Raw genomic sequence first — 22,040 nt, 5'->3', positions numbered from 1 at the left:
TGGATCTTCCTTACTTCTTCTTCAGTTGCTTGGCGTTGGCGAACAGCGAGGCCATGGCGTTGTTCGCCGGGGCCTTCTCCTGCTGGCGCGGGGCTGCGCTGCGCTCGCCACGCGGCGCACTGTTGCCGGGACGGCCGCCGCCGCGCGGGCCGTCAACCTTCTCGCCGGGGGTGTCGCTCATGCGCATGGACAGGCCGACGCGATTGCGCGGTATGTCCACCTCCATGACCTTCACCTTGACGATGTCACCGGCCTTGACCACTTCGTACGGGTCCTTGACGAACTTCTCCGACAGCGCGGAGATGTGCACCAGGCCGTCCTGGTGGACGCCGATGTCGACGAAGGCGCCGAAGTTGGTGACGTTGGTCACCACGCCTTCGAGCACCATGCCTGGCGTGAGGTCCTTCAGGCTTTCGACGCCTTCCTGGAACTCGGCGGTCTTGAACTCCGGGCGCGGGTCGCGGCCGGGCTTGTCGAGTTCCTTGAGGATGTCGGTGACGGTGGGCAGGCCGAACTGCTCGTCGGTGAACTTCTTCGGGTCCAGGCGCTTGAGGAAGCCCGAGTCGCCGACCAGCGAGCGCACGTCACGGCCGGTGTCGGCGGCGATGCGCTGCACCAGCGGGTAGGTTTCCGGGTGCACCGCGGAGGCGTCCAGCGGGTTGTCGCCGTTCATCACGCGGAGGAAACCGGCGGCCTGCTCGAAAGTCTTGTCGCCGAGGCGGCTGACCTTGCGCAGGTCGTCGCGGGTGCGGAACGCGCCGTTGGCGTCACGGTGCGAGACGATGTTCTGCGCCAGGGTGCTGTTGAGGCCGGAGATGCGCGCCAGCAGGGCGGCGGAGGCGGTGTTCACGTCCACGCCCACGGCGTTCACGCAGTCTTCCACCACCGCGTCCAGGCTGCGCGCGAGCTGCAGCTGGGACACGTCGTGCTGGTACTGGCCGACGCCGATGGATTTGGGCTCGATCTTCACCAGCTCGGCCAGCGGGTCCTGCAGGCGGCGGGCGATGGACACGGCGCCGCGCAGCGATACGTCCAGCTCCGGGAACTCCCTGGCGGCCAGTTCGGAAGCCGAGTACACCGAGGCGCCGGCCTCGCTGACCATGATCTTGGTGCACTTGAGCGCCGGGTATTTCTTGATCAGTTCGGCGGCCAGCTTGTCGGTCTCGCGGCTGGCGGTGCCGTTGCCGATGGCGATCAGTTCCACCTGGTGCTTGGCGCACAGCGCGGCGAGCACGGCGATGGTCTGGTCCCACTGGTTCTTCGGCACGTGCGGGTAGACGGTGGCGGTGTCCAGCAGCTTGCCGGTGGCATCGACCACGGCGACTTTCACGCCGGTACGCAGGCCCGGGTCCAGGCCCAGGGTGGCGCGTGGGCCGGCCGGGGCGGCCAGCAGCAGGTCGTGCAGGTTGCGCGCGAAGACGTTGATCGCCTCGGCGTCGGCGCCGTCGCGCAGCTCGCCCAGCAGGTCGGTTTCCAGGTGGGTGTAGAGCTTGACCTTCCAGGTCCAGCGCACCACTTCGGACAGCCACTTGTCAGCGGCGCGGCCCTGGTTGGAGACGCCGAAACGCTCGCCGATCATGATCTCGCAGGGGTGCGAGGTGCCCGGCAGCTCTTCGCCGACCTTCAGCGCGACGCTGAGGATGCCTTCGTTGCGCCCACGGAAGATCGCCAGGGCGCGGTGCGACGGGGCGCTCTTGAGCGGCTCGTCGTGCTCGAAGTAATCGCTGAACTTGGCGCCTTCGGTTTCCTTGCCCGGCACCATGCGTGCGGTGAGGGTGGCGTTGTCCTTGAGGAAGCCGCGCAGGCGGTCCAGCAGAGTGGCGTCCTCGGCGAAGCGCTCCATCAGGATGTACTTGGCGCCTTCGAGCACGGCACGGATGTCGGCGAAGCCCTTCTCGGCATCGACGAAGCGCGCGGCTTCGGTTTCCGGCGACAGGCTCGGGTCGTTGAACAGCGCGTCGGCCAGTTCGCCGAGGCCGGCTTCCAGGGCGATCTGGCCCTTGGTGCGGCGCTTCTGCTTATAGGGCAGGTAGAGGTCTTCGAGGCGGGTCTTGGTGTCGGCGAGCTTGATCTCGCGAGCCAGTTCCGGGGTCAGCTTGCCCTGTTCCTCGATGCTGGCGAGGATCGCGCCACGGCGGTCTTCCAGTTCGCGCAGGTAACGCAGGCGCTCTTCGAGCATGCGCAGCTGGGTGTCGTCCAGGCTGCCGGTGACTTCCTTGCGGTAACGGGCGATGAAGGGGACGGTGGAGCCCTCATCGAGCAGGGCGACGGCAGCGGCGACTTGCTGCGGTTGAACGCGGCCGGAGGGCAGTGCGGAAAGCTCTTCGGCGATACGGGTGTTGATGCTGTCCATGAATCCACCTGACAAGACAATCGAAAACGGGGCGCATGATCTGCTGCGCTAGCTCGCAGGATCATCGAAAGGCCCATAACAGAGCGCCAATGCCGGGCTTCCCGGTCATTCGACAGGCTCTGTGACAACGCCCCGCCGCAAAAGCGCCGCATTATACCCACGACAATTTCACCGGGTGGGCGACTGGTCGGGGAAAAATCTGCTAACAATGGACAGGCCGTGATGCGCGGCGGCTGGGCGATAATGCCCGTCGAATCAGATTCTGGGAGTTTCCATGACCAACGCTGCCACCCTGCCGGAAGGCGAAAAGATCCTCGTGGTCGATGACGACGCGCGCCTGCGCCGTCTGCTGGAACGCTTCCTCGATGAGCAGGGTTACCGTGTCCGCGCCGTCGAAAACACCGAGCAGATGGACCGCCTGCTGGCCCGCGAGCTGTTCCAGCTGGTGGTGCTGGACCTGATGATGCCCGGCGAGGATGGCCTCTCCGCGTGCAAGCGCCTGCGCGAGTCGAACAACCAGATCCCGATCATCATGCTCACCGCCAAGGGCGACGAGTCCAGCCGTATCTCCGGCCTTGAGCAGGGCGCCGACGACTACCTGGCCAAGCCCTTCAACCCGCGCGAACTGCTGGCGCGGATCAAGGCCGTGCTGCGCCGCCAGGCGCCGCTGGTGCCGGGCGCGCCGGCGGGCGAGGACGAGGTCGTCACCTTCGGCGACTACGAGCTGCACCTGGCTACCCGCGAGCTGAAGAAGGGCGAGGAAGTGCACATGCTCACCACCGGTGAGTTCGCCGTGCTCAAGGCCCTGGTGCAGCATGCGCGCGAGCCGCTGACCCGCGACAAGCTGATGAACCTGGCTCGCGGCCGCGAGTGGGACGCCCTGGAGCGCTCCATCGACGTGCAGATTTCCCGCCTGCGCCGGCTGATCGAGCCCGATCCGTCGAAGCCGCGCTACATCCAGACCGTCTGGGGCGTGGGTTACGTATTCGTGCCGGACGGCGCCGCCCGCAAGTGATTGACCCCGCCGGGGCGGAGTCCTTCGCCCCGGCCGTTCGTGTTCCGCTGGTAACGCCCTCTTGAAAACACCCCTCTGGTTCCCGCAAAGCTTCTTCGCCCGCACCCTCTGGCTGGTGCTCATCGTCGTGCTGTTCTCCAAGGCGCTGACCCTGGTGTACCTGCTGATGAACGAAGACATGCTGGTCGACCGCCAGTACAGCCATGGCGCGGCGCTGACCGTGCGCGCCTACTGGGCGGCGGACGAGAAGTCGCGCGAGGCCATCGCCCAGTCCGCCGGGTTGAGGTGGGCGCCCCACGAACAGGGGCAGCCGGAGGAAGTGCACTGGCCTTACACGGAAATCTTCCAGCGGCAGATGCGCATGGAGCTGGGCATCGACACCGAGACCCGCCTGCGTATCCACCATCCATCGATGCTCTGGGTCCGCGCGCCGACCCTGGGTGACGGCTGGATCGGCGTGCCGCTCTACCCGCACCCGCTGCGCGGCCAGCAGATCTGGAGCGTGCTGGGCTGGTTCCTCGGCATCGGCCTGCTGTCCACCGCTGCCGCCTGGATCTTCGTGCGCCTGCTCAGCCAGCCGCTCAAGCGCCTGGTCTTCGCCTCCCGCGAGTTCGGCAAGGGGCGCAGCGTGCGCCTGCCGCTGGGGCCGGAAACGCCCAGCGAGATGGCCGAGGTGTACCGCGCGTTCAACCAGATGGCCGACGATGTCGAGCAGGCCGGTCGCGAGCGCGAGCTGATGCTGGCGGGGGTTTCCCACGACCTGCGCACGCCGCTGACGCGCCTGCGCCTGTCACTGGAACTGATGCCCGACAGCGACCGCGAGATGGTCGAGGACATGGTCCGTGACATCGAGGACATGGACGCCATCCTCGACCAGTTCCTCGCCTTCATCCGCGATGGCCGCGACGAGTCGGTGGAAGAGGGCGACCTCGCCGACCTGATCCGCGAGGTGGCCGACGCCTTCAACCAGAGCGGCAACCGCGTGCGCCTGTGCCTGGAGACGCTGCCGCTGTTCCGCTTCCGCCGGGTATCGATCAAGCGCCTGCTTGGCAACCTGATCGAGAACGGCCTGAACCACGGCGGCGGCAAGGTCGAAGTGGCAGCCCATGTGGCGGGCGGTGGCGGCGCGCCCTACGTGGTGCTCAGCGTGCTGGACCGTGGCGCGGGGGTCGATCCGCAGGAGCTGGAAAACATCTTCAACCCCTTCTTCCGTGGCGATAAAGCGCGCGGTGGCAAGGGCACCGGCCTCGGGCTGGCCATCGTCAAACGCATCGCCGAACAGCACGGCGGCAGCATCGAGCTGCGCAACCGCGAGGGCGGTGGCGTGGAAGCGCGCGTCTGCCTGCCGTTGGGGTTGCTGCTGCCGCGCGACGCGCACTAAGAGCCTGCTTACGATCTGCTGCGCGTCGGCATAACTGCGTTGAGGCCAGCCGAGAAGTGCTCATTGACTACAGTCAACTCCGCTTTCTCAGCTGCCCTCGCCTTGTTCTGCTCTAGCTCGCGAGATCGTAAACAGACTCTAATCCCAGCGCAGGGATTTGCCTTCCAGCACCGCCTGGCGCCCATAGGGCCAGGCGCGGTTGTGCGCGCCGTGGCCGCTGGGCAGTCCGTGGTAGAGCGGCACGCCCAGCTGCGCGGCGTACTCGGCGAAGATTTCTTCCAGGCTGTGGGCCACGCCCTTGCGCGGGCAATCGGTGAAGGTGCCGAGGCAGACCGCGCCCAGGCGTGCGCCGTCCAGGCTGTTCAGCAGTTGCCAGAGGCTGCGCTCCAGGCGGTAGTAGGGCTCGCCGACGTCCTCGAGGATAAGGATCGCGCCGTCCGGCACGTACAGCGCGCCTGCTGTGCCAGCCATGCAGGCCAGTGCGGTGAGGTTGCCGCCGATCAGTTCGCCTTCCACAGCCGCCTTCGGCCCTGCCAGGTGCTGCACCGCCAGCTTGCCGGGGCCGCCGGCCAGTACGTGGCTGATCGAGGCCAGCGAGGCCAGGCGTTCACGCTGCTCGCTGGGTGCGCTCAGCGGCTGCAGACCGAGGCCGGTTGCGACCATGCCATGGATCGCCGGCAGGCCCTGGCGGTGGAAGGCGCTGAGCAGGATGGAGATGTCCGAGAAGCCGATCAGCGGGCGCGGCGAGGCGGCCTTGAGGCGCTGCCAGTCCAGCTGCGGGATGAGTTGTCCACAGCCGTAGCCGCCACGCAGGCACCAGACGGCGCTGACGTCTTCTCGCTCGAAGGCGGCGTGGAAGTCTTCCAGGCGTTGCTCCGGCGTGCCGGCCAGGTAGCGGTAGCGGGCGTCGGCGTGCTCGCCCAGGTGGTAGTCGATGCCCTGCACCTCCAGCTGGCGCAGGGTGGCTTCCAGCACCTCTTCGGCAATCGCCGAGGCCGGCGCAACCAGCGCGACGCGGCCCTCGATGGGCGACCAGGTGAGTTCGGCGTGGGGGCGGGGAGCGGGCATGAGTACATCCGATAGCGGTGGGAGGAGCCTGTAGGAGCGAGCTTGCTCGCGAAGGGTTCAGCCTGGCAACGCAGGCAGGAGGTTCGCTCCGGTAGGGCGAATTTCGCTGGCGCGACGCATGCGTCGCGAAAGCCCGGCTCATCCCTTGCCTTTGGTCCGCGCCAGATGCGGCCCGCCATTCTTCTCCAGGTACTCGATGATCACCCCGGCGATGTCCTTGCCGGTGGTGGTCTCGATGCCTTCCAGGCCCGGCGAGGAGTTCACCTCCATCACCAGCGGCCCATGGTTGGAGCGCAGGATGTCGACGCCGGCGACGTGCAGGCCCATCACCTTGGCGGCGCGGATGGCGGTCATGCGCTCCTCCGGGGTGATTTTGATCAGGCTGGCGCTGCCGCCGCGGTGCAGGTTGGAGCGGAACTCGCCGGCCGCGGCCTGGCGCTTCATCGAGGCGATCACCTTGTCGCCGACCACGAAGCAGCGGATATCGGCGCCGCCGGCTTCCTTGATGTACTCCTGCACCATGATGTTGTGCTTGAGCCCCATGAAGGCCTCCAGCACGGATTCGGCGGCCTTCTCCGTCTCGCAGAGGACCACGCCGATGCCCTGGGTGCCTTCCAGCAGCTTGATCACCAGTGGCGCGCCACCGACCATCTCGATCAGGTCCGGCACGTCATCGGGGGAGTGGGCGAAACCGGTCACCGGCAGGCCGATGCCCTTGCGCGACAGCAACTGCAGCGAACGCAGCTTGTCGCGGGAACGGGCGATGGCCACCGACTCGTTGAGCGGGAAGACGCCCATCATCTCGAACTGGCGCAGCACGGCGCAGCCATAGAAGGTCACCGAGGCGCCGATGCGCGGGATCACCGCGTCGAAACCTTCCAGCGGCTTGCCGCGGTAGTGGATCTGCGGCTTGTGGCTGGCGATGTTCATGTAGGCGCGGAGGGTGTCGATCACCACCATCTCGTGGCCGCGTTGCTGCCCGGCCTCTACCAGCCGACGGGTGGAATACAGGCGCGGATTGCGCGACAGCACAGCAATTTTCATTGATCACCTGGAAGGGTGGCGGGAACCATGATGAGGGGTTTGTCTTGCACGTAGGTGAGGCCGGGGTTGACCACCAGTTGGCCCTGCACAAGAGCCTTGGAGCCTAGCAGCACGCGGTAGCGCATGGTCTTGCGGCAGGCCAGGGTGAATTCCACCGACCAGGCGCGGTCGCCCAGCGCCAGCAGGGTGCGGATCACGTAGCGGGTCTGGGCCTGGCCGTTGGAGCTCTTGATGGTCTTCATCGTCACCACCGGCGCTTCGCAGCGATGGCGACGCTGCACCTGGGTGCCCAGGTGCGCGACGAAGCGCACCCAGCTCTGCCCGTCGCGCTCGAAGGGCACGATGTCGCTGGCATGCAGGCTGGAGGTGCTGGCGCCGGTGTCGATCTTCGCGCGCAGGCCGACCATGCCCAGTTCGGGCAGGGCGATCCATTCACGCAGACCAATTACCGACAGCTGGTCGAAAGTCTTCAAGGCTGGTGTCCCCGGCGTTTGCCGGCATTCTAGTCAGGCCGCTTGTGCCCCGCCAGCGGGGCGCGGGGTACACTCTCAGACCCGCATGACGAGGTTGTGAAGTGAGCGAAAAAGACGACGACAAGGTCCGCCTGGACAAGTGGCTGTGGGCGGCGCGCTTCTACAAGACCCGCTCCCTGGCCAAGGAAGCCATCGATGGCGGCAAGGTGCATTGCCGGGGCGAGCGCTGCAAGCCGGGCAAGGAGCCGAAGGTCGGCGAGGAGTACGTGATCCGCACCGGCTTCGACGAGCGCACCGTGGTGGTGAAGGCGTTGTCCATGGTGCGCCGTGGCGCACCCGAAGCGCAGTTGCTCTACGAGGAGACCGCCGACAGCGTGAAGCGTCGCGAGGACGCTTCGGCAATGCGCAAGGCCGGCGCGCTGGGCGTGCAGACCGACGGGCGGCCGACCAAGAAGCAGCGCCGCCAGTTGTTCAGCTTCCGCGATCAGGAATGATCGGGCAGTTCGATCAGCAGTTTGCCGTTCGCGGCCTTCAGGCTCAGCGGTGACCAGTCCGGCACCACGGCGCGGACGCGCGGATCGAAAGCGCTGCCGATGCCGATCTGGATCACCTGGCAGCCAGCGTCCAGCGCGCTCTGCACGCCGGCCGGGGCGTCTTCGAAGGCCAGGCAGTCCTGCGCCGCCATGCCCAGGCGCTGGGCGCCGAGCCGGTAGGGTTGCGGGTCCGGCTTGCCGGCGCTGACGTCATCGGAGCCGACCAGCACATCCGGCAGCGGCAGGCCGCAGAGGGCGAGGCGATCCAGGGCAATCGCGCGGCTGGCGGAGGTGACCACCGCCCAGGGCTGGCCGGTCAGGGTGCCGAGGAAACGGTCGGCGCCGCCCACGATGGACGGTTGCGCTACGTGCTCGAGTTCCAGTTCGTGCAGGAACGCCAGTTCTTCCGCCAGCTCCAGGTGCGGCGCGAGGCGGCCGATCACGTCCTGCGAGCGCACGCCGTGGCAGATCGACAGCGCAGCCTCCGGCGGCAGGCCGTGGCGCTGGCACCACAGGCTCCAGATGACTTCGACGGCGGCGGTGGACTGCACCAGGGTGCCGTCCATGTCGAGCAGGATGGCGCGGGTTTCGATCAGCATGGCGGGGCGAACTCCTGGAGGGGCTTCGGTCGGGGAGAGCGATGATGCTCCATTGACCACGACGAAACGCGGAAGATCGCTGTGGGATATATCCCGATGCTCTGGTCGAGAGCAACGGCCGGCGCGCCACACGGGCGCCGGCCGACGGTTCAGGCCGCGATAACGCTCAGGCGATTGACCAGCGGAATCCGCGCGGCCAGGCGGAACAGCGGATCGGTCCAGCGCACTAGGGCTGCGCTGCCCTTGGCGGCGAAGGGGGTGAAGCAGCTCCAGGCCAGGGCCACCAGCGCCATCTGCACGCCGCCGATGTAGTCGTCCTGGCCCCAGTGCGCGCCGGCCACCAGGCGCGGCAGCATGAACAGCAGCGCCAGGCCCCAGATCACCACCCACTGCAGGGCGTTGCGGGCGAACAGGGTGAGGAACAGCGCCCAGATCAGCAGCACCGAGGCGTGGTCGCCGGGGAAGCTGCGGGCGGATTCGTCCTTCACCTCGAAGGGCGTGTCTTCCCATTGCGGGAAGAAGTGTTCCAGGCGTACGGCATCCGGCGCGATGCTGGAAATGCTCGCGTGCTGCCAGCCCAGCTTGTGGGCGACCTTGGCGTAGAGGATGCGCACGACCACCAGCACGACGGCTGCGCATAAAAAGCCGAAGGTCGCCGCGCGGACCTGCGTGGCCTTGAAGATCCAGTCGCCACGGATCATCAGCAGCAGCAGGATCACCCCCACCAGCAGGTCGAACGGCCGGGTGCTCGCCACGGCCCAGGTCAGGCGCCAGGCTTCGTTGGTCGCCAGCGGCTGGTTGAGCAGGCTGAACAGGCTGAAGTCGAACAGGTCCATCGCGCTGCGAGCGGGCTCCCAGAGCCACAGCAGGAGCAGGACGACCGCCATCAGGTGACAGGCGATGAAGGGCTTCCAGGACCAGGTGGCTTGGAACGGCGTGGTTTTGTCCATAAAATCGATACCCCCTTACGGAACCCCCCGAGTATGGGTGGGTGCTGCAAAGCGCGCTTTATAGGCCTTTGCCATCAACTTGTCATTTATTTGTGCCTATCGCAGCGTTGTGCAGAGCATGTCCCAGATCGATCAAAGTCAGCGTTTCCTGTTCGACAACACCGATGTCCGTGGTGAGCTGGTAGAGCTCGACCGCAGCTTCGCCGAAGTGCTGGCCAAGCACCCCTACCCACAGCCGGTCGCCCAACTGCTGGGAGAAATGCTGGCCGCCGCCGCGCTGCTCTGCGGCACCCTGAAGTTCGATGGTCTGCTGGTGCTGCAGGCGCGCTCCAATGGCGCCGTGCCACTGCTGATGGTGGAGTGCTCCAGCAACCGCGAAGTGCGCGGCCTGGCCCGCTACGACGCGGACGCCATCGGCGATACCGCCGGTCTGCCGGAGCTGATGCCAGAGGGCGTACTGACCCTCACCGTCGATCCGAAGAACGGCAAGCGCTACCAGGGCATCGTGCCGCTGGAAGGCGCGACCCTGGCGGACTGCCTGTCGACCTACTTCGCTACCTCCGAGCAACTGCCGACCCGTTTCTGGCTGAACGCCGACAGCCGCCGCGCCCGTGGCCTGCTGCTGCAGCAACTGCCGGCCGACCGCCAGCGCGACGCCGAGTCGCGCGAAGCCAGCTGGCAGCACGTCAGCACCCTGGCCGATACCCTCACCGCCGAGGAGCTGCTGGGCCTGGACAACGCCACCGTGCTGCACCGCCTGTACCACGAGGACGACGTGCGCCTGTTCGATCCGCAGCCGCTGGTGTTCCGCTGCAGCTGCTCGCGGGAACGCTCGGCCAACGCGCTGGTCAGTCTTGGGCAGGAAGACGCCGAGCGTCTGCTGGCCGAGGAGGACGGCGAGATCGTCATCGACTGCCAGTTCTGCAACCAGCGCTACCAGTTCGACGGTTCGGACGTTGCCCAGCTGTTCTCGGGCGGCGGTAGCCAGACACCGTCAGAAACCCGCCATTGACCGCATCGATTTGTCCGATAGCCGAACCAATGGCGCTCTCGCCAGATCAGAGGCTGCACGAGAACAGTTCTTTTCTGGCATAATCCCGCGACTTTTTCCGCGGTAGTGGGAATCAGAAGTCACTACGCAATGTTTGGAGGACTCGGCTTCGGCCGACGGGGACCCACATGACGCAAGCCAATAAAGCCGTTTACACCGATATCAGCGTTGCCCAACTGGTGGAAGAAGCCATTCGCCGCGGCGAAGGCGAACTCGCCGACAACGGCTCGCTCGTGGTGAAAACCGGCCACCGCACCGGCCGCTCGCCTGCCGACCGTTTCATCGTCGAAGAGCCGGGCAGCAAGGATTCCATCGCATGGGGCGCCATCAACCGTCCGTTCCCGGCCGACAAGTTCGATGCCCTGTGGGACCGTGTCCAGGCCTTCAATGACGCCCAGGACCATTTCGTTTCCCACGTTCATGTAGGTTCGGCCCACGACCACTACCTGGCCGTGAAGATGACCACCGCTACCGCCTGGCAGAACCTGTTCGGCCGTGCGCTGTTCATCGAGCCCGAGCAGTACAACCCGGCCGGCCGCGAAGAGTGGCAGGTTCTCAACGTCGCCAACTTCGAGTGCGTGCCCGAGCGTGACGGCACCAACTCCGATGGCTGCGTGATCCTCAACTTCGCCCAGAAGAAGGTGCTGATCGCCGGCATGCGCTACGCCGGTGAGATGAAGAAGGCCATGTTCGGCGTGCAGAACTACCTGCTGCCGGAAAAAGACGTGCTGCCGATGCACTGCGCCGCCAACATCGGCGAAGCGGGCGACGTGACCCTGTTCTTCGGCCTGTCGGGCACCGGCAAGACCACCCTGTCCGCCGACGAAAGCCGCTACCTGATCGGCGACGACGAGCACGGCTGGGGCGAAGGCGTTGTCTTCAACATCGAAGGCGGTTGCTATGCCAAGTGCATCGACCTGTCCGAGAAGAACGAGCCGGTCATCTGGAAAGCCATCAAGTTCGGCGCCGTGCTGGAAAACGTCGTCCTCGACGAAAACCGCACTCCGGACTACGCCGATGACAGCCTGACCCAGAACTCCCGCGCGGCCTACCCGCTGGAAAACGTCGAGAAGCGTTCCGAGCAGAACCTCGGCGGCGAACCGAACGCCGTGATCTTCCTGACCTGCGACCTGACCGGCGTACTGCCGCCGGTGTCGATCCTGAACAACGAGCAGGCGGCCTACCACTTCCTGTCCGGCTACACCGCGCTGGTCGGTTCCACCGAAATGGGTTCGGGCGGCGGCATCAAGTCGACCTTCTCCACCTGCTTCGGCGCACCGTTCTTCCCGCGTCCGGCTGGCGTCTACGCCGAGCTGCTGATCAAGCGCATCAAGGCCTTCGGCTCCAAGGTCTACCTGGTCAACACCGGCTGGACCGGTGGTGGCTACGGCGTCGGCAAGCGCTTCAACATCCCGACCACCCGTGGCGTGATCGCCGCCATCCAGAGCGGTGCTCTGATCGGCGCCGAGACCGAGCACCTGGACATCATCAACCTGGACGTGCCCAAGGCCGTTCCGGGCGTCGACACCGTCCTGCTCAACCCGCGCAACACCTGGGAAGACAAGGCTGCCTACGACGAAGCCGCCAAGGGCCTGGCCACCAAGTTCATCGACAACTTCCAGAAGTTCGACGTGAGCGACGCCATCAAGAACGCCGGCCCGCAGCTGTAAGCGAGCCCGTTCTGGAAAGAGCCGCCTTCGGGCGGCTTTTTCATTTGCGCCGGTAAGTCCTGTAGGAGCGGGCCATGCCCGCGATCGCCCGCATGGCCCGCTCCTACAAGGTGGCAGAATCTGTACCGTTGGCGAATGCTCCTAATCCCGTTCGCTGGCAAGCGCGCTCCTACAAAAGCGCTTCCTAGGCTGGGTGGACGCCCATGAAAGGAGTTACCCCCATGCACGACACCCTCGAACGTGTCTTCGGCTTCCGCCAGTTCCGTCCCGGCCAGGAGGCGGCAGTCAGCGCAGTGCTGGCCGGGCGCTCGGCGGCGGCGATCTTCCCCACCGGCTCGGGCAAGTCGCTGTGCTACCAGTTGCCGGCGCTTCTGCTGCCGCACCTGACCCTGGTGGTCTCGCCGCTGCTGGCGCTGATGCAGGACCAGCTCGCCTTCCTCGCCCGCCACGGCATCGCTGCCGCCAGCATCGATTCGGCGCAGAGCCGCGAGCAGACCGCGCAGACCATGGCGCGGGTGCGCAGCGGCGAGCTGAAGGTGCTGATGATCTCGGTGGAGCGCCTGAAGAACGAGCGCTTCCGCAACTTCATCAGCGAGGTGCCGATTTCCCTGCTGGTGGTGGACGAAGCGCACTGTATCTCCGAATGGGGCCACAACTTCCGCCCCGACTACCTGAAGCTGCCGGACTACCAGAAGCAGTTCCGCATTCCCCAGGTGCTGCTGCTCACCGCCACCGCGACACCGGCCGTGATTGCCGACATGCGCACCAAGTTCGCCATCGCCGAGTCCGACGTGGTCACCACCGGCTTCTATCGCGCCAACCTCGATCTGCAGGTGGAGCCGGTGGCCAGCGCCGCCCGTCGCGCGCGGCTGGTGCAGTGGCTGGGCGAGCGCGCCGGGCAGCCGGCCATCGTCTATGTCACCCAGCAGAAGACCGCCGAGGAAGTTGCCGCGCACCTGGCCGAGCGCGGCATTCCCGCCTGTGCCTACCACGCGGGGATGGAGCACCCGGAGCGCGAGGGCATCCAGCGTCGCTTCATGGAAGGGCGGCTGAACTGCATCGTCGCCACCATCGCCTTCGGCATGGGCATCGACAAGAGCAACATCCGCCAGGTGGTGCACTACGACCTGCCCAAGTCGCTGGAGAACTACAGCCAGGAGATCGGCCGCGCCGGGCGTGACGGCCAGCGTTCGGAGTGCCTGGTGCTGGCCAACCGCGACAGCCTCAACGTGCTGGAGAACTTCGTCTACGGCGACACGCCCGAGCGCGAGGGCATTCGCCATGTGCTGGAAGAGATTCGCCAGGCGGCTGGAAATCAGGGGGGCGGCCAGTGGGAAACCATGCTGGTGCCGCTGTCGGACCAGTCCAACATCCGCCAGCTGCCGTTGAAGACGCTGCTGGTGCAGCTGGAACTACGCGGCATCATCGCCCCGCGTTTCGCCTATTTCGCCGAATATCGCTACAAACTGAACATCGATTCCGCCGAGCTGCTGAGTCATTTCGAAGGCGAGCGTCGGCAGTTCGTCGATGCCATCCTCACCACCTCGGCCCGCGCCCGGACCTGGGCGACCCTGGATTTCGACACTCTCTACAGCCGCCATGGCGCCGAGCGCGCGCGGGTGGTGAAGGCGCTGGATTATTTCCAGGAGCGGGGCTGGGTGGAGCTGGAGAGCAAGCAGATGACCGAGGTCTACTCGGTGCGTGATGCGTCCTTCGCTGTGGATAACTTGAGTGAGGAGCTGCATCGCTACTTCAAGCGCCACGAAGAAAGCGAGATCGCCCGCATTGGCGCCATGCTTGAACTGCTGGGCAGCGCGGAGTGCCTGAGCTGGCGCCTTGCCCAGTACTTCGGCGACCAGCAGGCGCCGAACCGCTGCGGGCACTGCTCGGTCTGCGCTGGCCGCGTTGCTCGACTGCCGGAGCCACCCGCACTGCCGCCGCTGGACGGCCAGTCGCTGCACAATCGCTGCGCCGCGTTTCTGGAAAAGTACCGCAGCGCACGAGGTCTTGCGCCCAGCGCCGACTGCGTGACGCGCTTCCTCTGTGGCATCAGCGTGCCGGCCTTCACCCGCATGCGCGCACGCACGCTGCCGGGCTACGCGACGCTGGAGGACTATCCCTATGCCCAGGTCCGTGACTGGGTGCAGGCGCAACTGTGACCGCCTGAAGGCGCCGGTGCCACGCACGACTAAAGGTCGGCGTGATGCCGGCCGGGCTCCTTGTAGGGTGTGAAAAAGGCGTTTCCGCCTAGACTCTTCAGGGCGTTGCAGCAAGGAGCCCCGCGCATGTCCACCGAGCACCTGGATGTACTGATCATCGGCGCCGGCCTGTCCGGCATCGGCGCCGCCTGCCACCTGCAGAAGCAGTGCCCCGGCAAGTCCTATGCCATCTTCGAGGGCCGCGAGGCCATGGGCGGCACCTGGGACCTGTTCCGCTACCCGGGCATCCGCTCCGACTCGGACATGTACACCCTGGGCTACAACTTCAAGCCCTGGACCGACCCCAAGGCCATCGCCGACGGTCCGTCGATCCTCAACTACATCCGCGAGACCGCCCGCGAGTACCGCGTCGAGGACAAGGTCCGCTACCGCCACCGCGTGCTCAAGGCCGACTGGGACAGCGCCAGCGCGCGCTGGAACCTGCTGGTGCAGCGCGGCGACGAGGCGGAGCCGGTGCGCATGAGCGCGCAGTTCCTCTTCATGTGCACCGGCTACTACCGCTACGACGCTGGCTACACCCCGGAATTCGCCGGCCGCGAGAGCTTCGCCGGGCAGGTCATCCATCCGCAGCTGTGGCCGGAGAACTTCGACTACAGCGGCAAGCGCATCGTGGTGATCGGCAGCGGCGCCACCGCTGTCACGCTGGTGCCCTCGCTGACCGACAAGGCCGCCCACGTCACCATGCTGCAACGCTCGCCGTCCTATGTGATCAACTTGCCGGCGAAGGACCCGATCTCCAACTTCCTGCGCAACTTCCTGCCGGAGAAGTGGGTTTACCGCCAGGCGCGGGCGCGCAACGTGACCATGCAGATGATCTTCTTCATGGCCTCCAAGGCGTTTCCCGGCGCGGTGCGCAAGCTCATGCTGAAGCTGGCCAACCTGCAGCTGGGCAAGGATTTCGATATGCGCCACTTCAGCCCGCGCTACAAACCGTGGGACGAGCGCGTGTGCTGCGTGCCCGATGGCGACCTGTTCAAGGCGCTGCGCCACGGACGTGCTTCGGTGGTCACTGACCATATCGAGCGCTTCTGCGAGAAGGGCATCCTGCTCAAGTCCGGGCAGGTGCTGGAGGCGGACGTGATCGTCACCGCCACCGGGCTGGACCTGGTGATGTTCGGCGGCGCGGAGCTGGCGATCGACGGCAAGCCCTTCGACGTCACCCAGAGCATGGGCTACCGCGGCATCATGCTGCGCGATTTGCCCAACCTCGCCGCCATCGTCGGCTACACCAACGCCAGCTGGACGCTCAAGGCCGACCTCTCCAGCGAGTACTTCTGCCGCCTGATCAACCACCTCGATGCCGTCGGCATGCGCCAGTGCACACCGCGCCAGACCGATGGCTCGGTGAAGGAAGTGCCCTTCCTCAACCTCAACTCCGGCTACATCCAGCGCGCCGCCGACCGCATGCCCAAGCAGGGCGACCGCACACCGTGGAAGCTCTATCAGAACTACGCGCTGGACCTCGCCCTGCTGCGCTTCGGCAAGGTCGAGGATGGTTACCTGGCCTTCACCTCGCCCAGGCAGCGTCAGGCCGCGGCGGCACCGGTGGAAGCGCTGGAGAGCTGATCCCCTGCGGGCACTTGCTCGGTCCGGCGAGTGCCCGCGTCGTTCGATCTATCAACGCTTCGGATGGACATTATCGATACGCCGCTCTGCAACGGGGCGGCCTCTCGGCTTACCATGCGCGCCATTCCCGTCCATGCCAGCCAGAGGATTTTCCATGCTGATCGAAGACGCCATCCGCAGCCGCCGTTCCATTCGTGGTTTCGACACTTCCTATGTGATGAGCCGCGAGGAGAAGGACGACCTGCTGCAACAGGCGCTGCTCGCTCCCACCTCGTTCAACCTGCAGCACGTGCGCCTGGTGGAAGTCAGCGACCCGCAGCTGCGCGCGCAGATTCGCGCAGCCGGCTGGGACCAGGTGCAGATGACCGACGCCTCGATGCTGGTGATCGTCTGCGCGCAGGTCGACAGCTGGGAGAAGAACGCCGAGCGCGTGTGGGACGGCGCCCCGGTCGAAGTGAAGAACTACATGGTCGGCGCCATCGACGGCTACTACCGCGACAAGCCGCAGACCCAGCGCGACGAAGCCATGCGCAGCAGCGGCCTGGTAGCCCAGACCCTGATGCTCGCCGCCCGTGGCCGTGGCCTGGACAGCGTGCCGATGGTCGGTTTCGACTTCGACGCTGTGGCCAAGCTGATCAACCTGCCGGCCAGCCACGCCATCGGCCTGATGATTGCCGTGGGTAAGCAGGCGGTGGAAGCCCGGCCGCGCATCGGCCGCCTGCCGCTGGAAGAGACGATCGTTCGCGATCGTTTCTGATCCCGACGAAACGCGCCTCCGGGCGCGTTTTTCTTGTCTGCCCCTCGTAGGATGGGTGGAGCGGAGCGATACCCATGCTGTCTACGTACAGGGCGATGGGTATCGCTTCGCTCCACGCCATCCTACGTCGTGCCTCCTGTTATTCCGGAGCGGAGTCCACTATCCGTTCGATCAGCCACTGCAACGCCGTATCCCGCTCGCGCTGGGCGAGATAGACCAGCTCAAGGTGGAACTGCCCGACGTCGAACGGCAACTCCAGTACCTGCAACGGCAGCAGGCGGGCGAAATACGCCGCCAGTCGTGTCGGCAGCACCGTCAGCAAATCCGTGGTCGCCACGAGATGAGCCGCCTGCAGGTAGTTGGGTGTGGTGTAGGCGATCTGCCGTTTCAGCCCCTGGCTGGCCAGCCACTGGTCGACCATGCCCTTGGTCTGCCCGCCGGAAACCCACAGGTGCCGCTGGCCGAGGAAGGTCGGCAGGTCGATCCCGCCGTCCACCTGCGGGTGTCCGCGCCGGGCCAGCAGGCGCAGCGTTTCGCTCGCCCACGGGCGGCGCTGGAAGCGCGCTGGCAGCTCCTCGAAGCGCCCCAGCACCAGGTCCAGGTTGCCCTTGTCCAGCGCCTCGGTGGGCAGCGTCGGTGTCAGGTGCTGGATGCTCAGGCCCATGCCCGGCGCCGTGCTGCCCAGACTTTCGAGCAGGTGCGGCATGCACAGCGCTTCCACATAGTCGGTCAGCGCCAGGGTGAAGCGCTGGCGACTGCGCGTCGGGTCGAAGGTGTCGCCGCCGGCCAGACTCTGGCCGATGCGCTGCAGGGCATCGCGGATCGGCGCTTCCAGCTCCAGCGCCCGCGGCGTCGGCTGCATCGCCCGACCGACGCGCACCAGCAGCGGATCATCGAGCAGTTCGCGCAGACGGTTCAGCGCGTTGCTCACCGCCGGCTGGCTCAGCGACAGGCGCTCCGCCGCGCGCGAGACGTTGCGCTCGCGCAGCAGCGCATCCAGCACCCGCAGCAAGTTGAGGTCGAAGGTGGTCATATTCACTGGCTGAATTCCACTTATCACAACTCAAAATTTCAAAAATAGTACCGCCTTCCCTAAGGTGAGTGGTCTTCAAACGAGCGTTTCAGGCTGACAAGAGGAACAACATGAGCCAGAACATCCGCATCGCCAGCGCCGCCGTCATCGGCGCCGGCACCATGGGTCGGGGCATTGCCATGTGCCTGGCGAACGCCGGCGTGCAGGTCCTGTGGCTGGACAACAACCCGCAGATGCTCACCCAGGCCCTCGGCGCCGTGGCCGACACCTACGCCCACAACGTGCGCCAGGGCCGCATCGACGAGGCCGAAGCCACCCGTCGTCGTGCGCGCATCTCCCAGGCGGCGAACTACGCGGCGATCCGCGAGGTGGACCTGGTGATCGAGGCGGTGTACGAGAATCTGGAGCTCAAGCAATCGATCTTCCGCGAGCTGGATGCGGCGCTGAAACCCTCGGCCATCCTGGCTTCCAACACTTCCTACCTGGACGTCGACGCCATCGCCGCAGTGACCTCGCGGCCGTCCCAGGTGCTCGGCCTGCACTTCTTCAGCCCGGCGCACATCATGAAGCTGCTGGAGATCGTGCGCGGCGCGAAGACCGCTCCCGCCGTGCTCGAAGCGGCCCTGGAACTGGGCGAGCGGATGGGCAAGGTCAGCGTGGTCGCCGGCAACTGCCACGGCTTCATCGGCAACCGCATGCTGGAGAAGTACGTCCAGGAATCGCGCCGGCTGATCCTCGAAGGCTCGCTGCCGCACCAGGTGGACGCGGCGATCCAGGGCTTCGGTTTCGCCATGGGGCCGTTCCGCATGTTCGACGTGGTCGGCATCGACCTCGAATGGCGCGCCCGCGAGCTGGCCGGCAAGGGCCAGGACGCGCCGACCGTGCAGGTGGACAACCGCCTGTGCGAGATGGGCCGTTTCGGCCAGAAGTCCGGCAACGGCTTCTATCACTACGAGCCGGGCAGCCGCCAGGCCGAGCACGACCCGGAAGTGGACGCGCTGGTGCTGCGCGAGTCCGAGCGCCTGGGCTACCAGCGCCGGGATATCGGTGCCGAGGAAATCCTCGAGCGCTGCCTGCTGGCGCTGGTCAACGAAGGCGCGAAGATTCTCGACGAAGGCATTGCCTCCACCAGCGCCGACATCGACACCGTTTACCTCAATGGTTATGGCTTCCCCAAGGACAAGTCCGGTCCAATGGCCTGGGCCGATGCCCAGGGTCTGCAGAGCGTGCTGGCGCGCCTGCGTGACCTGGCCGGCGAGCACGGCGCGCACTGGCAGCCGGCCGCTCTGATCGAGCGCCTGGCCGCCGCCAATGGCCGCTTCGCCGACGTGAAACAGGAGCACTGAACATGAGTTACCAGGCACCCCTGCGCGACATGCGCTTCGTCCTCCACGAGCTGTTTGACGTCAGCGCCCATTGCGAGCAACTGGGCAACGGCCTCGACCGCGAGCTGATCGACGGCGTGCTGGAAGAAGGCGCGCGCTACACCGGCGAAGTGGTCGCCCCACTGAACCGTAACAGCGACGAGCAGGGCGCCACCCTGCTGAACGGCGAAGTCACCACGCCCGATGGCTTCCGCGAGGCCTACCAGCAGTATTGCGACAACGGCTGGGCCAGCATGACCGGCCCGACCGAGTTCGGCGGCCAGGGTTTCCCGCAGATGGTCGCGGCCAGCTTCCACGAGATGCTGATGGCCGCCTCGCTGTCCTTCCGCGTCTACTCCGGTCTCACCGAAGGCGCGGTGCTGGCGCTGTACAAGCACGGCGCGCCGGAACTGCAGCGCGACTACCTGGCGAAGATGGTCAGCGGCGTGTGGAGCGGCACCATGTGCCTCACCGAACCCCAGGCCGGCACCGACCTGGCCCTGCTGCGCACCCGCGCCGAGCCGCAGGCGGACGGCAGCTACCGCGTCAGTGGCAGCAAGATCTTCATCAGCGGCGGCGAGCAGGACCTCTCCGAGAACATCGTCCACCTGGTGCTGGCGCGCTTGCCGGATGCGCCGGCCGGAGTGAAGGGCATCAGCCTGTTGCTGGTGCCCAAGTTCATCGCCAATGCCGACGGCACGCCGGGCGCGCGCAACTCCCTGAGCTGCGGCGCCATCGAGCACAAGATGGGCATCAAGGGCGCCTCCACCTGCGTGATGAACTTCGACGGCGCCACCGGCTGGCTGATCGGCCAGGCCAACCAGGGCCTGGCGTGCATGTTCACCATGATGAATGACGCGCGCTTCCAGGTCGGCCTGCAGGGCCTGGGCATCGCCGAACGCTCCTGCCAGGGCGCGTTGGCCTATGCTCGCGAGCGCCTGCAATCGCGCGCGCTGACCGGTGCGGCCGAGCCGTCCAAGGCTGCCGACCCGATCATCGTCCACCCGGACGTGCGGCGCATGCTGCTGACCCAGAAGACCCTCACCGAAGGCTGCCGGATGATCGCCGCGCTCTGCGCCCGCGAGCTGGACCTGGAGCATGGCCACCCCGAGGCGGACGGCCGCAAGGCCGCGAGCAAGCGCGCGGCGCTGCTGATCCCCATCGTCAAGTCGTTCTTCACCGAAGTCGGCCAGGAGGTTTCCAGCCTCGGCGTGCAGGTCTACGGCGGCCACGGCTACATCCGCGAATGGGGCATGGAACAGCTGATGCGCGACAGCCGCATCACCCAGATCTACGAAGGCACCAACGGCATCCAGGCGCTCGACCTGATCCGCCGCAAGCTGCTGGGCGACGGCGGCACGGAACTGAACGCGCTGATCGGCGAACTGGCGGCCACCTGCGAAACCGTCGGCGCGCGTACTGAGCTGGCCGGCCTGGCGGAAACCGTCCGGCTGCGCCTGCTGGAATGGCGCAGCCTCACCAGCGAAGTGATCGCCGCCTGCCAGCGCGACCCGCAGGAAATCGGCGCCACCTCGGTGGACTTCCTGCAGTACTGCTCCTACGTGCTGCTCGGTGGCCTGTGGCTACAAGCTGCCGGTGTGGCTCAGGCGAAGCTGGCGGCTGGCGAGGGTGACGCGGACTTCTACCGCGCCAAGCTCGCCAGCGCCGAGTTCTACGTCAGGCGCATACTGCCGCGTGCCAGCATGCACCGCGAGGCCCTGCTGGGTGGCGCGGATTGCCTGATGGCGCTGGACGCGGAGCATTTCGCCTTCTGAGCCCTGGGCCCGAGGTTTTGCCGCGGGCCCGTCAACTGCCGCGCTCCTGGCCGCACTGCGCACAGAAGCGTGCCTGAGGCGCGACAGCGGCGCCGCAGCCCTTGCAGGGCTTGGCCTGTAGCGACCCGCCGCAGTTGTGGCAGAAGCGACTGTCCTGCGGGTTCTGCGCGCTGCACTGCGGGCAGGGCTGGGTGGGAGCCGCATTGGCTGTCGGTGGTGGTGCGGGTGCCGGCGGATAGCCCGGTGCGCCGTAACCGCCGCCGTGCCCGCCATGACCGCCGCGGCCGTGGTGACCGCCCATCATCAAACGTTCGAGCCAACCCATGATGTACCTCCAGTTTCCCGTCGTGGGGTGGAGTCATTGGGCAGCCCGTAGTTGCTACAGGGTCAAGGCTTGGGAGTGTGAGCGGAGATTTCGTGAAAGTGCGCCCATGAAAAAACGCCGCGCCGGGTGATCGGGGCGGCGATTTCTTTTGGTAGTTCGGAGCTGGGTGTTCCCTCACCCTAACCCTGGCTGCGCGCCCCGCTCCTGAGGGAGAGGGGACCGTTCGGAGCGCTCCGGGAGTCAGGCGTCAGCCGGTCGATCAGGGAGAGCAGGATTCATCTCGGCACATACGGCTCCCTCTCCCTCTGGGAGAGGGCTGGGGTGAGGGGCTCCGGATACGCAGGGCTATCAGGCCCGCTCCCAAACCTCGAACGCATAGGCCGGCGTCTCGCCTTCCGCATCGTGCTCGATGCTCGACGCCAGGTGCCACTGGCTTTCGTTCACTTCGGGGAAGTGCGCGTCGCCCGCCGGGCTCAGGCCCACGCGAGTCAGGTAGAGGCGTTCGGCGCGGCCCAGGGCTTCACCGTAGAGTTGCGCACCGCCGATCAGCATCAGCTCGTCGGCTTCCTCTTCCTTGGCCCATTGCTCGGCGCGCTCCAGGGCTGCGTCGAGGCTGGTGAAGACTTCCGCGCCTTCGAGCGTCAGGCCCGCCTGGCGGGTGACCACGATGTTCAGGCGGCCCGGCAGTGGGCGGCCGAGCGAATCCCAGGTCTTGCGGCCCATGATCACCGGCTTGCCCAGGGTCATGGCCTTGAAGTGCTTGAGGTCCTGCGGCAGGTGCCAGGGCAGGCGGTTGTCGACGCCGATCACGCGGTTCTCGGCAAGGGCGGCGATCATCGCCAGGGGCAGTGCTTGGGTCATCTC

At 66.5% G+C, this 22,040-nt stretch carries 19 protein-coding genes; 10 read left to right on the top strand and 9 right to left on the bottom strand.

Features of this window, described 5'->3' with window-relative positions; all coding sequences use genetic code 11:
- Window positions 1-10: 10 nt before the first annotated feature.
- On the bottom strand, window positions 11-2,353 hold the full coding sequence (locus IB261_RS28355) for a Tex family protein (RefSeq protein WP_192383635.1): 2,343 nt from the start codon (window positions 2,351-2,353) through the stop codon (window positions 11-13).
- A gap of 274 nt (window positions 2,354-2,627) precedes the next feature.
- Between IB261_RS28355 and ompR the strand changes: the two genes are divergently transcribed.
- Complete coding sequence (gene ompR, locus IB261_RS28350; RefSeq protein WP_081515286.1) at window positions 2,628-3,368, top strand: osmolarity response regulator transcription factor OmpR; 741 nt, start codon at window positions 2,628-2,630, stop codon at window positions 3,366-3,368.
- A gap of 61 nt (window positions 3,369-3,429) precedes the next feature.
- Window positions 3,430-4,749, top strand: coding sequence for an ATP-binding protein (locus IB261_RS28345; protein ID WP_192383636.1), 1,320 nt, complete (start codon window positions 3,430-3,432; stop codon window positions 4,747-4,749).
- Between the two features lie 138 nt (window positions 4,750-4,887).
- Here the strand turns inward: IB261_RS28345 and IB261_RS28340 are convergent, their stop codons facing one another.
- The 3 genes from IB261_RS28340 to rimB form a co-directional block, all read right to left on the bottom strand.
- Window positions 4,888-5,817 (bottom strand): S66 peptidase family protein, encoded by a 930-nt coding sequence (locus IB261_RS28340; RefSeq protein WP_192383637.1) that lies wholly within the window; start codon window positions 5,815-5,817, stop codon window positions 4,888-4,890.
- A 138-nt stretch (window positions 5,818-5,955) separates the two neighbouring features.
- The gene (rimK, locus tag IB261_RS28335; RefSeq protein ID WP_038803545.1) at window positions 5,956-6,861 is read right to left on the bottom strand and encodes a 30S ribosomal protein S6--L-glutamate ligase; all 906 of its coding nucleotides are present in this window, start codon (window positions 6,859-6,861) and stop codon (window positions 5,956-5,958) included.
- Window positions 6,858-7,334 (bottom strand): retropepsin-like aspartic endopeptidase RimB, encoded by a 477-nt coding sequence (gene rimB / locus IB261_RS28330; RefSeq protein WP_138213779.1) that lies wholly within the window; start codon window positions 7,332-7,334, stop codon window positions 6,858-6,860. The genes rimK and rimB overlap by 4 nt, the downstream gene beginning before the upstream one ends.
- Before the next feature lie 101 nt (window positions 7,335-7,435).
- Here rimB and IB261_RS28325 point away from each other — a divergent pair, with 101 nt between their 5' ends.
- The gene (locus IB261_RS28325; RefSeq protein WP_045215645.1) at window positions 7,436-7,828 is read left to right on the top strand and encodes an RNA-binding S4 domain-containing protein; all 393 of its coding nucleotides are present in this window, start codon (window positions 7,436-7,438) and stop codon (window positions 7,826-7,828) included.
- Here IB261_RS28325 and IB261_RS28320 read toward each other — a convergent pair.
- Both IB261_RS28320 and IB261_RS28315 read right to left on the bottom strand, forming a co-directional pair.
- Window positions 7,819-8,466 carry an HAD-IA family hydrolase gene (locus tag IB261_RS28320; RefSeq protein ID WP_151188664.1) on the bottom strand — a complete coding sequence of 216 codons (648 nt, stop codon included), beginning with the start codon at window positions 8,464-8,466 and terminating at the stop codon, window positions 7,819-7,821. The genes IB261_RS28325 and IB261_RS28320 overlap by 10 nt on opposite strands.
- Window positions 8,467-8,615: 149 nt before the next feature.
- Entirely contained in the window at window positions 8,616-9,416 is an 801-nt protein-coding gene (locus IB261_RS28315) for a phosphatase PAP2 family protein (protein ID WP_081515291.1), read from the bottom strand.
- A 118-nt stretch (window positions 9,417-9,534) separates the two neighbouring features.
- Between IB261_RS28315 and hslO the strand changes: the two genes are divergently transcribed.
- From hslO to IB261_RS28290, 5 genes are all read left to right on the top strand, one after another.
- The gene (gene hslO / locus IB261_RS28310; protein WP_151188663.1) at window positions 9,535-10,428 is read left to right on the top strand and encodes an Hsp33 family molecular chaperone HslO; all 894 of its coding nucleotides are present in this window, start codon (window positions 9,535-9,537) and stop codon (window positions 10,426-10,428) included.
- Between the two features lie 167 nt (window positions 10,429-10,595).
- On the top strand, window positions 10,596-12,137 hold the full coding sequence (locus IB261_RS28305) for a phosphoenolpyruvate carboxykinase (protein WP_081515293.1): 1,542 nt from the start codon (window positions 10,596-10,598) through the stop codon (window positions 12,135-12,137).
- A 221-nt stretch (window positions 12,138-12,358) separates the two neighbouring features.
- Window positions 12,359-14,296 carry a RecQ family ATP-dependent DNA helicase gene (locus IB261_RS28300; RefSeq protein ID WP_192383638.1) on the top strand — a complete coding sequence of 646 codons (1,938 nt, stop codon included), beginning with the start codon at window positions 12,359-12,361 and terminating at the stop codon, window positions 14,294-14,296.
- 126 nt (window positions 14,297-14,422) lie between these two features.
- A complete protein-coding gene (locus IB261_RS28295; RefSeq protein WP_192383639.1) occupies window positions 14,423-15,922 on the top strand; it encodes a flavin-containing monooxygenase in 1,500 nt (499 codons plus the stop codon).
- A 154-nt stretch (window positions 15,923-16,076) separates the two neighbouring features.
- Window positions 16,077-16,679 (top strand): nitroreductase family protein, encoded by a 603-nt coding sequence (locus IB261_RS28290; protein ID WP_192225125.1) that lies wholly within the window; start codon window positions 16,077-16,079, stop codon window positions 16,677-16,679.
- 139 nt (window positions 16,680-16,818) lie between these two features.
- Here the strand turns inward: IB261_RS28290 and IB261_RS28285 are convergent, their stop codons facing one another.
- Entirely contained in the window at window positions 16,819-17,718 is a 900-nt protein-coding gene (locus IB261_RS28285; RefSeq protein WP_192383640.1) for a LysR family transcriptional regulator, read from the bottom strand.
- 104 nt (window positions 17,719-17,822) lie between these two features.
- On the opposite strand from IB261_RS28285, the gene IB261_RS28280 reads away from it, so the two are divergent.
- Together IB261_RS28280 and IB261_RS28275 are read left to right on the top strand one after the other, a co-directional pair.
- The gene (locus tag IB261_RS28280; protein WP_151188659.1) at window positions 17,823-19,058 is read left to right on the top strand and encodes a 3-hydroxyacyl-CoA dehydrogenase; all 1,236 of its coding nucleotides are present in this window, start codon (window positions 17,823-17,825) and stop codon (window positions 19,056-19,058) included.
- A gap of 2 nt (window positions 19,059-19,060) precedes the next feature.
- Window positions 19,061-20,851: an acyl-CoA dehydrogenase C-terminal domain-containing protein gene (locus tag IB261_RS28275; RefSeq protein ID WP_192383641.1), complete on the top strand. Its 1,791-nt coding sequence runs from the start codon at window positions 19,061-19,063 to the stop codon at window positions 20,849-20,851.
- A 31-nt stretch (window positions 20,852-20,882) separates the two neighbouring features.
- Here the strand turns inward: IB261_RS28275 and IB261_RS28270 are convergent, their stop codons facing one another.
- Both IB261_RS28270 and IB261_RS28265 read right to left on the bottom strand, forming a co-directional pair.
- Window positions 20,883-21,176 carry a double zinc ribbon domain-containing protein gene (locus IB261_RS28270; protein ID WP_192383642.1) on the bottom strand — a complete coding sequence of 98 codons (294 nt, stop codon included), beginning with the start codon at window positions 21,174-21,176 and terminating at the stop codon, window positions 20,883-20,885.
- Window positions 21,177-21,524: 348 nt separating this feature from the next.
- On the bottom strand, window positions 21,525-22,037 hold the full coding sequence (locus tag IB261_RS28265; RefSeq protein ID WP_065086563.1) for a dihydrofolate reductase: 513 nt from the start codon (window positions 22,035-22,037) through the stop codon (window positions 21,525-21,527).
- Window positions 22,038-22,040: the final 3 nt, after the last annotated feature.

Origin of the sequence: Pseudomonas sp. PDM20, assembly GCF_014852575.3 — a bacterium.
Classification (GTDB): Bacteria; Pseudomonadota; Gammaproteobacteria; order Pseudomonadales; family Pseudomonadaceae; genus Pseudomonas.
This window is presented reverse-complemented; position numbering and strand designations above follow the sequence as displayed.

Bases quoted from the DNA above. Each gene is read 5' to 3' on its own strand.
- IB261_RS28355 (WP_192383635.1), bottom strand. From the start codon at position 2,353: ATGGACAGCATCAACACCCGTATCGCCGAAGAGCTTTCCGCACTGCCC.
- ompR (WP_081515286.1), top strand. From the start codon at position 2,628: ATGACCAACGCTGCCACCCTGCCGGAAGGCGAAAAGATCCTCGTGGTC.
- IB261_RS28340 (WP_192383637.1), bottom strand. From the start codon at position 5,817: ATGCCCGCTCCCCGCCCCCACGCCGAACTCACCTGGTCGCCCATCGAG.
- rimK (WP_038803545.1), bottom strand. From the start codon at position 6,861: ATGAAAATTGCTGTGCTGTCGCGCAATCCGCGCCTGTATTCCACCCGT.
- IB261_RS28320 (WP_151188664.1), bottom strand. From the start codon at position 8,466: ATGCTGATCGAAACCCGCGCCATCCTGCTCGACATGGACGGCACCCTG.
- IB261_RS28315 (WP_081515291.1), bottom strand. From the start codon at position 9,416: ATGGACAAAACCACGCCGTTCCAAGCCACCTGGTCCTGGAAGCCCTTC.
- hslO (WP_151188663.1), top strand. From the start codon at position 9,535: ATGTCCCAGATCGATCAAAGTCAGCGTTTCCTGTTCGACAACACCGAT.
- IB261_RS28305 (WP_081515293.1), top strand. From the start codon at position 10,596: ATGACGCAAGCCAATAAAGCCGTTTACACCGATATCAGCGTTGCCCAA.
- IB261_RS28300 (WP_192383638.1), top strand. From the start codon at position 12,359: ATGCACGACACCCTCGAACGTGTCTTCGGCTTCCGCCAGTTCCGTCCC.
- IB261_RS28295 (WP_192383639.1), top strand. From the start codon at position 14,423: ATGTCCACCGAGCACCTGGATGTACTGATCATCGGCGCCGGCCTGTCC.
- IB261_RS28290 (WP_192225125.1), top strand. From the start codon at position 16,077: ATGCTGATCGAAGACGCCATCCGCAGCCGCCGTTCCATTCGTGGTTTC.
- IB261_RS28280 (WP_151188659.1), top strand. From the start codon at position 17,823: ATGAGCCAGAACATCCGCATCGCCAGCGCCGCCGTCATCGGCGCCGGC.
- IB261_RS28275 (WP_192383641.1), top strand. From the start codon at position 19,061: ATGAGTTACCAGGCACCCCTGCGCGACATGCGCTTCGTCCTCCACGAG.
- IB261_RS28270 (WP_192383642.1), bottom strand. From the start codon at position 21,176: ATGGGTTGGCTCGAACGTTTGATGATGGGCGGTCACCACGGCCGCGGC.
- IB261_RS28265 (WP_065086563.1), bottom strand. From the start codon at position 22,037: ATGACCCAAGCACTGCCCCTGGCGATGATCGCCGCCCTTGCCGAGAAC.